The following is a 13848-nucleotide window of genomic DNA, read 5'->3' on the forward strand; positions in this document are numbered from 1 at the left end:
GGCGACGAAGCCGAAGACAGTACAAATAGTACGGCAAGGCGAGGCAACGCCGTACTGGTTTTGTTAATTCACTATAAAACGAAGCTTCCGCAAAGCTAAAGTAGCAGGCTACCTGAAAAATTTTCAGGTAGCCTTTTCGCTTATTTGCCAACCCAGGCCTTACAGCGGCAAGTCGCGGTTTGTGCCGCCCACACGGCCTTTGCGCAGGGTTTCCAATTCGTCGAGCAGTTGCAAAATCAGCGCGGTGGCGGGCACACTGGCCTCGAAGTCGCGGCTGATGCGGCGGGCGCGGCGGATGCGGGCGAGCTGCCAGCCGCTGAAGCCGGCCTGCTGCGGGCTGCCCTGCACGGATACGATTTCTTCTTCAATCACGTTCACCACCCAATCGGCGTCGCCATCGCAGGCGCGCACGATTTCTTGGAAACTGAGCTGGATGTCTGGTTCGCGGTTCATGGTTTATCCTTTCACGCCGTAGTGTTCGGCCAGTTGCTGCCAGGCGGCGCGGTCGGCTTCGCTGTGGGCTTCGGGCAGCACGATGTTGATAACGAGGTAGAGGTCGCCGGCTTCTTTGGCGGGGATGCCTTTGCCTTTGAGGCGCAGGTTTTGGCCGCTGCGGCTGTTGGCGGGAATGCTGATGTTGAGCTTGCCGGCGGGGGTGTCGACGGCGGTTTTGCCGCCGATGGCGGCCACCCAGGGCAGCACGTCGATGCGCTGGTATACGTCCTTACCATCTTTCACATACAGCGTGTCGCTCTCGCGGAAGCGGACTTTGAGGTAGAGGTCGCCGTGTTCGCCGCCGTTGAAGCCGGGCAGGCCTTGGCCGCGTAGGCGAATTTGCTGGCCTTCGCTGATGCCTTTGGGGATTTTCACTTGCAGGGTTTTGCGCTCGTAGGCCATTTGGCCGTCGGCGGTGAGGGTGGGCATGTCGAGGCTGAGCGCGCGTTCGCTGCCGGCATAGGCGGCGGCGATGTCGATGCTCAGTTCGGCGTGCTGGTCTTCGCCGTGGACGGGGCCGGCTTGGCGCTGCTGGCGGCCTGCGCCGGCATGGCCAAAGGCGGAGAAGATGTCGTCGAAACGGAAATCGCCGCTGCCGAAGGGCTGGCCGTCGCCGAAGTGGCGGCTGTCGAAATGGTAGTATTGCCCGAAGCCTTGGCCGGGGTCGAAACCGCCTGCGCCTGCGCCCGCGCCGCCGTAGGCGCTACCGGCGCGGCCGAATGGGTTAGCCAACATTTCGTCGTATTCGGCGCGTTTTTCCGGGTCTTTCAGGGTGTTGTAGGCGAGGTTGATTTCGCTGGTTTTTTGGTCGGCATCGGGGTCTTTGCTGATGTCGGGGTGGTATTGTCGCACCAGCTTGCGGTAGGCCTTTTTGATGTCGGCCAGGCTGGCGTCTTTGGCCACGCCGAGGATGTCGTAGTAGTTTTTCTGATTGGCACTCATAACAGTAAAGATTCTATAGAATGAATTGGCAAACAGATGGGGCTGGGGCCGGGAAAATCAATATGCAAGGCAGGTTCGGCAGCAGCTGGAAGGCTACCTGAATTTTTCAGGTAGTCTTCCTCCCGCAATCCCGACCGATTCACTCGGCTAATATGCTAAAATACGCGCCATTATCCGCACAACAAACACAACACACGCCATGGCCCTCCTGCAAATCGCCGAACCCGGCCTTTCCGCCGCACCGCACCAACACCGCCTCGCCGTCGGCATCGACCTGGGCACCACCAACAGCCTGGTGGCCACCGTGAAAAACGGCCACGCTGCCTGCCTGCCCGACGAAAACGGCCGCTTCCTGCTGCCCTCCGTGGTGCGCTACGGCGCCAACGGCCAAATCACCACCGGCCTCTTGGCGCTGCAAAGCCAAACCGCCGATCCCTCCAACACCATCAGCTCCGCCAAACGCCTGATTGGCCGCAAACTGGAAGACATCGACACCAGCCACCTGCCCTACCGCTTCGGCCGGTCAGACCAGCTCATCGACCTGCAAACCCGCCAAGGCGCCAAAACCCCGATCGACGTCTCCGCCGACATCCTGCGCGCGCTCAAAACCCGCGCCGAGCAATCCCTGGGCGGCGAGCTGGTGGGCGCCGTCATCACCGTGCCCGCCTATTTCGACGACGCCCAGCGCCAGGCCACCAAAGACGCCGCCCGCCTTGCCGGGCTCAACGTGTTGCGCCTGCTCAACGAGCCCACCGCCGCCGCCATCGCCTACGGGCTCGACAACGCCGCCGAAGGCACCTTCGTGGTATACGACCTCGGCGGCGGCACGTTTGACGTATCCGTGTTGCAGCTCTCCAAAGGCCTGTTTGAAGTGAAGGCCACCGGCGGCAACTCCGCGCTCGGCGGCGACGATTTCGACCACCGCATGCTGTGCCACCTCATCGAAATCAACCGCCTCTCCATCACCAACGCCCAAGACAGCCGCCTGCTGCTCAGCCTCGTGCGCCGTGCCAAAGAAGAGCTCAGCAGGCTACCTGAAAGCCGTATCCAAGCCGTATTGAGTGACGGCACCCCCATCGACACCACCCTCACCCGCGCCCAATTCCACGCCCTCACCCAGCACCTCGTAGCGCAAACCCTCGTGCCCGTGAAGCAGGCGCTGAAAGACGCCGGCTTGAGCAAGGCCGACATCAACGGCGTCATCATGGTGGGCGGCGCCACCCGTATGCTGCACGTGCAGCAGGCCGTGGCCAACTTCTTCGGCCAAACCCCGCTCAACAACCTCGACCCCGACCAAGTGGTTGCGCTGGGCGCCGCCATGCAGGCCGACGTGCTCGCCGGCAACAAGCGCGACAGCGACTGGCTGCTGCTCGACGTTACGCCCCTATCCTTGGGCTTGGAAACCTATGGCGGGCTGGCCGAAAAAATCATCCCGCGCAACAGCACCCTGCCCACAGCCCGCGCCCAAGAATTCACCACCTTCAAAGACGGCCAAACCGCCATGACCATCCACGTGGTGCAGGGCGAACGCGAGCTCGTGGCCGACTGCCGCAGCCTCGCCAAATTCACCCTGCGCGGCATTCCGCCCATGGTGGCCGGCGCCGCCCGCATCCGCGTTACCTTCCAAATCGACGCCGACGGCCTGCTCTCCGTGTCCGCCCGCGAGCAAACCACCGGCGTGCAGGCGCAAATCGAAGTGAAGCCCTCCTACGGCCTCAGCGACGAAACCATCACCCAAATGCTCACCGACAGCATCCAAAATGCCGGCGGCGACGCCGAAGCCCGCGCCCGCGCCGAAGCCGTGGTGGAAGCCGAAAGCCTGATTGGCGCCGTTGAAGCCGCACTGGCGCTCGACGGCGACCTGCTCGACGATGCCGCCCTTGCCGCCATCCGCGCCGAAATCGCCACCCTGCAAACCCTGCTCGCCCACGCCGCCGCCGCCGCCATCCGCCGCTCCACCGCCGCCCTCGCCGAGCACACCGACGACTTCGCCGCCAAACGCATGGACCGCAACATCCAGCGCGCCCTCGCCGGGCAAAATGTGAACGATATTTAAGCTGCATCACGCTTAAGTCGGAATATTTTCAGGTAGCCTCTTCCCGCCAAAAGGCTACCTGAAAAGCCACTCCAAGCTCGTTCCCGCACGGCGGAAAACAAAACGGCAACAAACATCTGATGCCGCCACGGCAGCCAAGTTAAATCCCGTATCCCCGCTTGCCGCCCGCAGCCGGATTTGCTACCATCCACAGCGCATTAAGAGTTGGGATTCCATGCCAACCTGCCCGCCCAAACGGCGCGTAAGGTGGACGGCCGGATTTAGGCCGATGTGGCTCGTCTGAAACACCAGGCTGGGCAATCCGCATTCCCGCCCGGCGCGGGATTTTTTATTGCCCGCCGCACCCCATTTCACCACTTGGTTCTGCCAAGCCAAACCCGAAAGCAAATCATGAGCGAATACCTCTTCACCTCCGAATCCGTATCCGAAGGCCATCCCGACAAAGTGGCCGACCAGGTTTCCGACGCCATCCTCGATGCCGTATTGGCGCAAGACCCCACCGCCCGCGTGGCCGCCGAAACGCTGGTGAACACCGGCCTGTGCGTGCTCGCCGGTGAAATCACCACCACCGCGCATGTGGACTACATCAAAATGGCGCGCGAAGCCATCGCCAAAATCGGCTACAACGCCTCCGAGCTCGGCTTCGATGCCAACGGCTGCGCCGTGGGCGTGTATTACGACCAGCAATCGCCCGACATCGCCCAAGGCGTGAACGAAGGCGAAGGCCTCGACCTCAACCAAGGCGCGGGCGACCAAGGCCTGATGTTCGGCTACGCCTGCGACGAAACCCCCACCCTGATGCCGTTTGCCATCTACTACAGCCACCGCCTGATGCAGCGCCAAAGCGAAGTGCGCAAAAGCGGCCTGCTGCCCTGGCTGCGCCCCGACGCCAAAGCGCAAATCACCGCCGTGTACGACAGCGAAACCGGCAAAGTGAAACGCATCGACACCGTGGTGCTCTCCACCCAGCACAGTCCCGACATCGGCCATGCAGAGCTGAGCCGCCAAGTAATCGAACACATCATCAAGCCCGTGCTGCCGCCCGAAATGCTCACCGAGAACACCAAATACCTGATCAACCCCACCGGCCGCTTCGTGATCGGCGGGCCGCAGGGCGACTGCGGGCTCACCGGCCGCAAAATCATTGTGGACACCTACGGCGGCGCAGCCCCGCACGGCGGCGGCGCCTTCTCCGGCAAAGACCCGAGCAAGGTAGACCGCTCCGCCGCCTACGCCTGCCGCTACGTGGCGAAAAACATCGTGGCCGCCGGCCTGGCCACCCAATGCCAAATCCAAGTGTCCTACGCCATCGGCATCGCCGAGCCCACCTCCATCGCCATCGACACCTTCGGCACCGGCAAAATCAGCGAAGACAAGCTCATCGCCATCGTGCGCGAACACTTCGACCTGCGCCCCAAAGGCATCGTGCAAATGCTCGACCTTCTGCGCCCCATCTACGGCAAAACCGCCGCCTACGGCCATTTCGGCCGCGAGGAGCCCGAGTTCACCTGGGAGCGCACCGATAAGGCTGCGGCATTGAGGGCGGCCGCCGGCTTGTAAACCCGTTTGCAAACGCGGTTTGCCAAACAAATTAGAGGCTACCTGAAAACGAGCCAAGCCGGTTTTCAGGTAGCCTCTTTTGTATGACCGTTCAGCAAAGCTATTCCAGCTTCACGCCTTCGCTTTCCATTTTGGCCTGCAACGCTGCCAGCTTCTTCTGAGGATCAAGCAGCGGGTTGCGAATGTAGTCCAATAGCGCATCGGCAGAAGCGCGCACCGCTTCACTATCGACCACCACCGCGCCGTGGAAAATAAACGGCGGCAGGAACACGGTTTGCAGAAGAGAGGCCGTCTGCACCAAGGGCTTCAAAAACTCACTCATAGAAAAGCGGTTGTAGCCGCCCGCCTGATAGGAGTCTGCCGGCCCACCTGTTGAAATTACCGACAGCCACTCTTTGCCCACCAGCGCGTTGCCGCCCGGGCCATATGCCCAGCCATAGGTCAGCACGTCGTCGAGCCACTGCTTCATCAGCGGCGGAGTGGAATACCAATAAAACGGGTGCTGAAACACCAAGCGGTCGTGTTCGGCCAAAGCCTGCTGTTCGGCGGCCACATCAATTTTACCGTCGGGGTAGAGTGCATACAGGTCGCGCAGGGTGATGCCGAGCTGGCTGGCAAGCCGCTCCGCCCAAGCACGATTTACCACAGAGCGCTCAAGGTGCGGATGGAACAGATTAACCAAAACTTTCATGACAAACCTCCTTGATCAAAGACACGGTTAAAGAAAGCAAATCGGGCAAGTATCGCTATATTTTCAGGTAGCCTCACGCAGCCTAAGGCTACCTGAAAAATTGTCTGCCTTCCGTTTGCGGGCTGTCAACAGAAACCCCAGGCCGGGGATGGATGCCCGGCCAATCCGTGCCAGAAAAAATCGGGCATCAATGCCCGACCTATGCGCCCAAAATTTTTCAGGTAGCCTCACCCAGTTGGAGGCTACCTGAAAATTAGCTGCAATACAGTGAGAATACAGCGCGGAGTGCTTTCTGCTCCCGCCCTTTAGCCCGCTGCCAATTCGGCTTGCAGGTGCGCGATAAAGTCTTCCAGCTTCATGCTGCCCAAGTCTTCGGCTTTGCGGCGCACGGCCACTTGGCCGTTTTCTTTTTCCTTCTCGCCGACCACGAGCTGGTAGGGGTAGCGGTATTGACTGTTGTCGCGGATTTTGTAGCCGATTTTCTCGTTGCGCAGGTCGGCTTCGGCGCGGAAGCCGGCGGCTTGGAGTTTGGCCACCACTTCTTGGCAGTAATCGGCCTGTTTCTCGGTAATATTCATCACCACCATCTGCACGGGCGCGAGCCACAGCGGGAACGAGCCGGCGTGCTCTTCAATCAAAATGCCGATGAAGCGCTCCATCGAACCCAAAATGGCGCGGTGCAACATCACGGGGCGGGCGCGGCCGTTGTCTTCGGTTACGTATTCGGCACCGAGGCGTTCGGGCAGCACGAAGTCAAGCTGGATGGTGCCGCACTGCCAGGAGCGGCCGAGCGCGTCTTTGATGTGGTATTCCACTTTGGGGCCGTAGAAGGCGCCTTCGCCGGGCAGCTCTTCCCATTCCACGCCGCAGGCGGTGAGGGCGTGGCGCAGGCCGTCTTCGGCTTTATCCCAGGTTTCATCGCTGCCGGCGCGCTGTTCGGGGCGCAGGGAGAGCTTGATGCTCACGTGCTCGAAGCCGAAGCGTTGGTAAATCTTCATCACCAGCTGGTTGAAGGCGCGGGTTTCGTCGGCAATCTGGTCTTCGGTGCAGAAGATGTGGGCGTCGTCTTGCACGAAGCCGCGCACGCGCATGAGGCCGTGCAGGGCGCCGGAGGGCTCGTTGCGGTGGCAGGAGCCGAATTCGGCCAGGCGCATGGGCAGGTCGCGGTAGGAGCGCAGGCCGTGGTTGAAGATTTGCACGTGGCCGGGGCAGTTCATCGGTTTCACGGCGTAGTCGCGTTTTTCCGATTTGGTCACGAACATATTGTCTTTGTAGTTTTCCCAGTGGCCGGATTTTTCCCAGAAGCTTTTGTCGAGAATCTGCGGGGTTTTCACTTCTTGGTAGCCGGCGGCCTGCAATTCGCGGCGCATGTATTGCTCGATGGTTTGCCACAGCGTCCAGCCGCGCGGATGCCAGAACACCATGCCAGGGGCTTCGTCTTGCAGGTGGAAGAGGTTGAGCTGGCGGCCGAGGCGGCGGTGGTCGCGTTTTTCGGCTTCTTCGATGCGCTGGATATAGGCTTTGAGCTCTTCTTTGCTGGCCCAGGCGGTGCCGTAGATGCGCTGGAGCATTTCGTTGTTGCTGTCGCCGCGCCAGTAGGCGCCGGCCAGCTTGGTGAGCTTGAAGTTTTTCAAAAAGCGGGTGTTGGGCACGTGCGGGCCGCGGCACATGTCTACATATTCTTGGTGGTGATACATGCCCATTTCCTGCACTTCGGGCATATCTTCAATCAGGCGCAGTTTGTATTCTTCTCCGCGCTGGCTGAAGATTTGGATGGTTTCGGCGCGCGGGGTCATGATTTTGACCACGTCGTAGTCTTGGTTGATGAGCTCTTTCATGCGCGCTTCGATGGCGGCCATGTCTTCGGGGGTGAAGGGCTTGTCGGTGGCGATGTCGTAATAGAAGCCGTCTTCAATCACGGGGCCGATCACCATTTTGGCGTCGGGATAGAGCTGCTTCACAGCGTGGCCCACCAAATGGGCGCAAGAGTGGCGGATGATTTCCACGCCTTCCTTGTCTTTCGGCGTGATGATTTGCACGGTTGCATCTTCGGTAATCGGGTCGCAGGCGTCGCGCAGGATGCCGTTCACTTTGCCGGCCACGGTGGCTTTGGCCAGGCCGGAGCCGATGGAGGCGGCAATTTGGGCAACGGTTACGGGGGCTTCGTATTGGCGCACAGAACCGTCGGGCAGGGTGATGTTGATTTGGGGCATGATGGGTTGCTTTCTGTTTGGTTTAATAAAAAGATGAGTGGATTTTCAGGTAGCCTTGATTCCGTGTGCGGGCAAGGCGTTCAGGCAAAGCCGAAAAAGTAAAACAGCAGAAACAGGCCGGCAACCGCCAGCGCGGCCAAAGCGGCCAGGGTGAGCAGCAGGGCGGGCACGGGGCGTGGGCAGCGCATGGGGCTTTCCGGCAAAACGGTTCGGCGGCGGGCGGGCGGCAAAGCTGATTTTCAGGTAGCCTCCATGCAGGCACAGGCTACCTGAAAATCAAGCGGCGGCTTCTTTATAGCATCAAACAAAAAGGAACAACCGAAGTTTCCCAGAAACCCCTGTTGTTCCACGAATTCTGGTAGGCACGATTGGATTCGAACCAACGACCCCCACCATGTCAAGGTGATGCTCTAACCAACTGAGCTACGTGCCTGTGTCGAAGGGCGGATTATAGCCGATTCCACACGGCTTGGGAAAGGCGCGGCCGCCTATTCCGCCGCCCCGCCAGCCTCCCCCCGCAGCCACTCCCGAAACGCCCGCACCTGCGGCAGGTTGCAGCTTTCCGCACGGTACACCAGATAATAGGCCAGCGGGCTGGGCACGGAGATTTCGGGGAACAGGCGCACCAGCCGTCCGGCTTTAAGGTCGTCTGCCGCTAGGATGCTGCGTGCCAGCGCAATGCCCGCGCCGTCTGCCGCCGCCTGCAACACGGCGGCGGAATTGTTGATGTGCAGCCCTTTGGCGGCGGGCTGCGGCAGGCCGGAGGAAAACCAGTCCGCCCAGTCCGCAAAACCGCTGTCGGGCGGCAGCGTGTCGTCGTGGATGAGCGGCAGGGCGAGCAAATCGGCGGGGCGGCGGATGTCGTGCGCGGCGGCGAAGGCGGGCGAGCAGACGGGGAACACGGTTTCGCCGCACCATTTTTCGGCGGCCACGTCCGTCCAGCCGCCCCGACCGTAGCGGATGTCGATGTCGATGTGTTCCGCCAGAAAATCGGTGTAGCGCGGGCTGGTGTTCAGGAACAAATCAATGTCGGGGCAGGCAGCCTGAAAACGCTCCAAGCGCGGCAGCAGCCATTTGGCGGCAAAGGCGGGGCTGGCGGTAACGGCCAGCCTGTGGTTGTGCTGCGCCTGCAATTTCTGCCAGCCCTGCGACAGCCGCCCGAAGCCCGCCTGAATATCGGGCAGCGCGTCCAATGCGCTGTCGGACGGCACCAGCCGCGTGCGCCCGCCGCTCTGCCGCGCAAACAGCGGCCTGCCCAAATAGTCTTCCAAACTTTTCACCAACTGCCCGACGGCGGCGGGGGTTACGTTCAGTTCCTGTGCCGCTGCGGAAAAACTGCGGTGGCGGCAGGCGGCTTCAAAGGCGCGCAGGGCGTTGAGAAAGGCGATTTTCATGGCAAGATTTTCTTTATGTCGGTTAAAGTTTTTATGCGTTGTTTCTGCGGGCAGCAAGTCTATAATACACTTTGTGCAAAGGGAAACGGCCTGCCGCTCATCCGATTGGGATTATAGCAGGCGAAAGTTTTCCTTTGCGTAAACCGTTCAACCCAACCTGAGGAGACCGACATGGTCTATCTGCAAATCACCTTGTTCATCAATCCCGAAAACCGCCCCGCCGCCGCTGCGGTGTACCAAAAATACAAAGCCCCGTTTTTGAAAGACATCGCGGGCGCGCAATCCAAAGAACTGCTGGTGCGCGACGAAGACGTGCAGGTGCTGCACGGTTTCGACACCGCCGCCAACGCCAAGGCGTATCTGGACACCGAGCTGTTTAAACAGGACGTGGTGCGCGAGCTCTCGCCGCTGTTTGCCGCCGCGCCCGACATCCGGATTTACGAAACGGCCTAAGCGCGGGTTTCAGGCAGCCTGAAAGCCGGTACGCACGGATTCGGTGCGGCGGATGCGGAGATCCGCACGGCTAGGGCAGCCTGAAAAACGGAAAAACCGCGTGCGTGCCTTGCAACACCCCACCGATGCGGGCTGCGCTTACTTTTAAAGAAGGCAGGATTTCTGCAAAGCCAAACCGGCGGAAAAACCCGCCACAGATATTTTCAGGTAGCCTCTGCAAGGGCAGGAAAGGCTACCTGAAAACCCGATACCCACCCTAAACAAGGAGAAGCCGCCATGTTCCAAGACTGGAAAACGCACAATGCCGATGTGAAGGCCGCCTTCGCCCAAATGGGCAAAAAGCATCCCAAAATGATTGCCGCCATCGGCGCGCTGGAACAAGCCATCGCCGCCGAAGCCCTCGACGCGAAAACCCGCGAGCTCATCGCCATCGCCGTGGCCGTGGTGAACCACTGCACCAGTTGCATCGCCATCCACGCCGAAGCCGCCGCCAAAGCGGGCGCAACCGAAAGCGAAATCGCCGGCGCGCTCGCCACCGCCGTCTATATGAACGCCGGCGCGGCCTATGCCTACTCGCTGCAAGCCTTGGAAGCCGGCGGCGCGTTCGGCATCGAATAAGTTGCCCACTTTTACTATAGATAAACCGCCTGCGAGGGCGGTTTTTATTTGGGCGGGATTTTTCAGGTAGCCCTTGCCGCAGCAGAGGCTACCTGAAATGATTGCCGCACCCCGTTTTCGCCCTTCCCACCGCAGCGCCCGGCAAATCCTTTATAATCCGCCGCCATTACCGTTTCATTCCCACCACGCTTCCCATGCTCAAATTCACCCTGCACAAAAAAGACGGCCACGCCCGGCGCGGCACGCTCGAACTCAACCACGGCAGCATCGAAACGCCCGTGTTCATGCCCGTGGGCACCTACGGCTCGGTCAAAGCCATGACCCCGCAAAATCTGCACGACATCAATGCCCAAATCATTTTGGGCAATACTTATCACCTGTGGCTGCGTCCCGGATTGGAAGTCATCGAACAATTCGGCGGCCTGCACCAATTTATCGGCTGGAACAAACCGATTCTCACCGACTCCGGCGGTTTCCAAGTATTTTCGCTGTCCGACATGCGCAAGCTCACCGAAGAAGGCTGTACCTTCAAAAGCCCGATTAACGGCGACAAACTCTTCCTCTCGCCCGAAATCTCCATGAAAATCCAAACCGTGCTCAACTCCGACATCGCCATGCAGCTCGACGAATGCACGCCCGGCGAAGCCACGCGCGAGCAAGCCGAAAAATCGCTGCAACTGAGCCTGCGCTGGGCGGAGCGCAGCAAAAAAGCCTTTGAAGATTTGAACAACCCGAATGCCCTGTTCGGCATCGTGCAGGGCGCAATGTACGAAGATCTGCGCGAACAGTCCCTGCGCGGGCTGGAACAGCTCGACTTCCCCGGCCTCGCCATCGGCGGCTTATCGGTGGGCGAACCCAAGCCCGAAATGTACCGTATGCTGCGCGCCGTCGGCCCCATGCTGCCCGAACACAAACCGCATTACCTGATGGGCATCGGCACACCGGAAGACTTGGTGTACGGCGTGGCGCACGGCATCGACATGTTCGACTGCGTCATGCCTACCCGCAACGCCCGCAACGGCTGGCTGTTCACCCGCTTCGGCGACATCAAAATCAAAAACGCCAAGCACAAACACGACACCCGACCGCTCGACGAAGCCTGCACCTGCTACGCCTGTACTCATTTCAGCCGCGCCTACCTGCACCACCTGCACCGCGCCGGCGAAATTTTGGGCGCGCAGTTGAACACCATCCACAACCTGCATTTCTACCAAACCATCATGGCCGAAATGCGCGAAGCCATCGAACAGAGCCAATTCGCCAACTGGCAGGCGCAGTTCCACGAACACCGCGCGCGGGGCACGGATTAAACGGCAAGAGGCTACCTGAAAATCCTTTTCCGCCTCCTGAAAGCATTTGCTTTAAGCTTCACCTCATCTTCAGGTAGCCTCATAAAAATCAGGTAGCCACCTAATCGGATACAGACAAGGCAATGGACAACGAACAAGCATATCTCGCCAAAATCAACGAACTTTGCCGGCTGCCTTATGCCGAACGCAAACAAAAAACACCGCGGCCTGTTTGAGCTGGCGGACGAACTGGAAGCGAACCCATCCTGCGACGAGCGCAACCGCCTGCTGGGCAGGATTTATGCGGAACTGGCCTGATTATGAAACCGCTGCCGCCTATTTTCCCGCTATTACCGACAAAAGCCGCAAAGACATCAAAAACCTGCTCACACAGCAGGAAGCCGCCAAACGCTTCGGCAGCAGCCATGCGGTGGCACGCAGTGCCGCCAAACGCCAAATTCAAGCCGTGCGGGATGCCATAGAAGAAAAGTTGGCGGCGGCGGTAACCGCTGCGGCAGAGCGGTGGTACAAAGATAAACTCTGAGGAAACCCATGCCCCAACCCCAAAAAATCCAATCCGGCGATATTTTCGCCGTTCCCTTGGCAGACGGACGTTTCGGTATCGCCCAAGTGGTATTTTCCCATTACAGCAGGCTGGTGATGGGCGTGCTGGCGATTAGGCAAGACCAAACGCTACCTGAAAACACGCACTATTTGCTGCCGATGAATTGGGCGGAAACCATGCGCCAGCGCGTATTGTTCACCGGCAACCACCTGCTCAAAAACGGCACATGGCCGGTTATCGGGCACCGTCCGTTGAGTGATGACGCAAAGCGGAATTTTTATTTCGTCATCGCCAACACCCTGCACCGCTATCCTGACTGTATGCCGCCCCGCCGCAGCGTCCGCAAAATCAGCCACGAAGAACGCGGCAACTGGAACACGCAATACATCTGCTCGGTGTACGGCATTGCCGACTTCTTGGCAACGGGCGGGTATGATGCCGCCTAAGCCCATTCCGCATCCCGTTTACTGCCGCTTCGTTCAATCCCCGATTTTTCAGGTAGCCTCCCGCCCCGTGTGGCAAAATCCCCCCGCCGCCGATACAATGCCCCTCCTCCACTTGCCCCGCCGCCCTGCTGCTCGCCGCCGCCCTCGCCGGCTGCGCCCCTGCCGACCCAGCCCAGCAATCCGCCGAGCAGGCGCAGCAAATCTCCGCCGCCCTCAAACCCCAGCTCGGCAGCGAACCGCAAGTGCTGGTGAACTCGCGCGACGGCGAAATGTCGCAAGTAATCGTCATCTTCGATCCCGAAGCCGTGCGCGGCAAAAGCGCCGCCCAAGTGCAGGGCATCATCCGCGCCACCGTGCAGCGGCAGCTCGGCCGCGAGCCCGCCGAACTCAACATCCTGCCCAACACCGCCTCACAACCACAAGGAAAATAACATGGCCAAACAGCCCAACCCGCTCAACCTCTGCTGGCTCGACATGGAAATGACCGGCCTCAACCCCGAGCACGACCGCATCATCGAAGCCGCCGTCGTCATCACCGATGCCGATTTAAACATCCTCGCCCAATCCGAATCCTACGCCATCCACCAAAGCGACGAGCTGCTAAACGGCATGGATGCCTGGAACACCGCCACCCACGAGCGCACCGGCCTCACCCAGCGCGTGAAAGCATCCGCCCTCAGCGAAGCCGAAGTGGAGCAGCGCCTGCTCGACTTCATCGCCCCCTGGGTGCCCCAAGGCGCCAGCCCCCTCTGCGGCAATACCGTGCACCAAGACCGCCGCTTCATGCTGCGCTACATGCCCCGCCTCGAAGCCTGGTTCCACTACCGCAACCTCGACGTATCCACCCTCAAAGAGCTCGCCCGCCGCTGGCACCCCGCCGCCTACCGCAGCTTCAGCAAAAAAGGCGCCCACCAAGCGCTCGACGACATCCTCGAAAGCATCGAAGAGCTGCGCCACTACCGCCAAACCTTCCTGCGCCTGCCCGAAGCCAACGAAACCAACCAAGAGGCTACCTGAAAAACACGAGGCTGCTTCAACACAGTTTCTGCGAAATCGAGGCGCCAGCTTCATGCAGCAAACAACCGGCTGAAATGCTGGTAAACCAGGATTCAGCCAACCGTAGCAG

The 13848-nt window shown here is 60.3% G+C and carries 16 protein-coding genes and 1 tRNA gene; 9 read left to right on the forward strand and 8 right to left on the reverse strand.

What is annotated here, in order from left to right:
- Positions 1-159: 159 nt before the first annotated feature.
- On the reverse strand, positions 160-453 hold the full coding sequence (locus A7P95_RS01835; protein WP_067590220.1) for a chaperone modulator CbpM: 294 nt from the start codon (positions 451-453) through the stop codon (positions 160-162).
- Between the two features lie 3 nt (positions 454-456).
- Positions 457-1437, reverse strand: coding sequence for a DnaJ C-terminal domain-containing protein (locus tag A7P95_RS01840; RefSeq protein WP_067590223.1), 981 nt, complete (start codon positions 1435-1437; stop codon positions 457-459).
- 199 nt (positions 1438-1636) lie between these two features.
- On the opposite strand from A7P95_RS01840, the gene hscA reads away from it, so the two are divergent.
- A complete protein-coding gene (hscA, locus tag A7P95_RS01845) occupies positions 1637-3493 on the forward strand; it encodes a Fe-S protein assembly chaperone HscA (RefSeq protein ID WP_067590226.1) in 1857 nt (618 codons plus the stop codon).
- 180 nt (positions 3494-3673) lie between these two features.
- Here hscA and A7P95_RS11450 read toward each other — a convergent pair whose 3' ends face one another.
- A complete protein-coding gene (locus tag A7P95_RS11450) occupies positions 3674-3868 on the reverse strand; it encodes a hypothetical protein (protein WP_156503462.1) in 195 nt (64 codons plus the stop codon).
- 15 nt (positions 3869-3883) lie between these two features.
- On the opposite strand from A7P95_RS11450, the gene metK reads away from it, so the two are divergent.
- Entirely contained in the window at positions 3884-5053 is a 1170-nt protein-coding gene (gene metK, locus A7P95_RS01850) for a methionine adenosyltransferase (RefSeq protein ID WP_067590229.1), read from the forward strand.
- 100 nt (positions 5054-5153) lie between these two features.
- Here metK and A7P95_RS01855 read toward each other — a convergent pair whose 3' ends face one another.
- The 4 genes from A7P95_RS01855 to A7P95_RS01870 all read right to left on the reverse strand — a co-directional run bounded on the left by A7P95_RS01855 (position 5154) and on the right by A7P95_RS01870 (position 9351).
- Positions 5154-5744: an NAD(P)H-dependent oxidoreductase gene (locus tag A7P95_RS01855; protein WP_067590232.1), complete on the reverse strand. Its 591-nt coding sequence runs from the start codon at positions 5742-5744 to the stop codon at positions 5154-5156.
- A 305-nt stretch (positions 5745-6049) separates the two neighbouring features.
- Positions 6050-7957 carry a threonine--tRNA ligase gene (gene thrS / locus A7P95_RS01860; protein ID WP_067590235.1) on the reverse strand — a complete coding sequence of 636 codons (1908 nt, stop codon included), beginning with the start codon at positions 7955-7957 and terminating at the stop codon, positions 6050-6052.
- Between the two features lie 356 nt (positions 7958-8313).
- Positions 8314-8390: transfer RNA gene (locus A7P95_RS01865), tRNA-Val, on the reverse strand.
- A gap of 55 nt (positions 8391-8445) precedes the next feature.
- Entirely contained in the window at positions 8446-9351 is a 906-nt protein-coding gene (locus A7P95_RS01870) for a LysR substrate-binding domain-containing protein (RefSeq protein WP_067590238.1), read from the reverse strand.
- A gap of 171 nt (positions 9352-9522) precedes the next feature.
- Here A7P95_RS01870 and A7P95_RS01875 point away from each other — a divergent pair, with 171 nt between their 5' ends.
- The 5 genes from A7P95_RS01875 to A7P95_RS01895 all read left to right on the forward strand — a co-directional run bounded on the left by A7P95_RS01875 (position 9523) and on the right by A7P95_RS01895 (position 12722).
- Entirely contained in the window at positions 9523-9804 is a 282-nt protein-coding gene (locus A7P95_RS01875; RefSeq protein ID WP_067590240.1) for a hypothetical protein, read from the forward strand.
- Positions 9805-10080: 276 nt separating this feature from the next.
- Positions 10081-10422 carry a carboxymuconolactone decarboxylase family protein gene (locus tag A7P95_RS01880; protein WP_067590243.1) on the forward strand — a complete coding sequence of 114 codons (342 nt, stop codon included), beginning with the start codon at positions 10081-10083 and terminating at the stop codon, positions 10420-10422.
- A gap of 194 nt (positions 10423-10616) precedes the next feature.
- A complete protein-coding gene (gene tgt, locus A7P95_RS01885) occupies positions 10617-11732 on the forward strand; it encodes a tRNA guanosine(34) transglycosylase Tgt (protein ID WP_067590390.1) in 1116 nt (371 codons plus the stop codon).
- 280 nt (positions 11733-12012) lie between these two features.
- Complete coding sequence (locus A7P95_RS01890) at positions 12013-12255, forward strand: hypothetical protein (RefSeq protein WP_067590246.1); 243 nt, start codon at positions 12013-12015, stop codon at positions 12253-12255.
- 8 nt (positions 12256-12263) lie between these two features.
- Positions 12264-12722, forward strand: coding sequence for an Imm26 family immunity protein (locus tag A7P95_RS01895; protein WP_067590249.1), 459 nt, complete (start codon positions 12264-12266; stop codon positions 12720-12722).
- Here the strand turns inward: A7P95_RS01895 and A7P95_RS11455 are convergent.
- Positions 12719-12964 carry a hypothetical protein gene (locus A7P95_RS11455; RefSeq protein WP_156503463.1) on the reverse strand — a complete coding sequence of 82 codons (246 nt, stop codon included), beginning with the start codon at positions 12962-12964 and terminating at the stop codon, positions 12719-12721. The two genes, A7P95_RS01895 and A7P95_RS11455, sit on opposite strands and share 4 nt — an antisense overlap.
- Here A7P95_RS11455 and A7P95_RS01900 point away from each other — a divergent pair, their 5' ends adjacent.
- Both A7P95_RS01900 and orn read left to right on the forward strand, forming a co-directional pair.
- The gene (locus A7P95_RS01900) at positions 12965-13153 is read left to right on the forward strand and encodes a hypothetical protein (protein ID WP_067590253.1); all 189 of its coding nucleotides are present in this window, start codon (positions 12965-12967) and stop codon (positions 13151-13153) included.
- 1 nt (position 13154) lies between these two features.
- Positions 13155-13739, forward strand: coding sequence for an oligoribonuclease (gene orn, locus A7P95_RS01905; RefSeq protein WP_067590256.1), 585 nt, complete (start codon positions 13155-13157; stop codon positions 13737-13739).
- The last annotated feature ends 109 nt before the right edge of the window (positions 13740-13848 follow it).

It is taken from the genome of Eikenella longinqua (assembly GCF_001648355.1).
Lineage (GTDB): Bacteria > Pseudomonadota > Gammaproteobacteria > Burkholderiales > Neisseriaceae > Eikenella > Eikenella longinqua.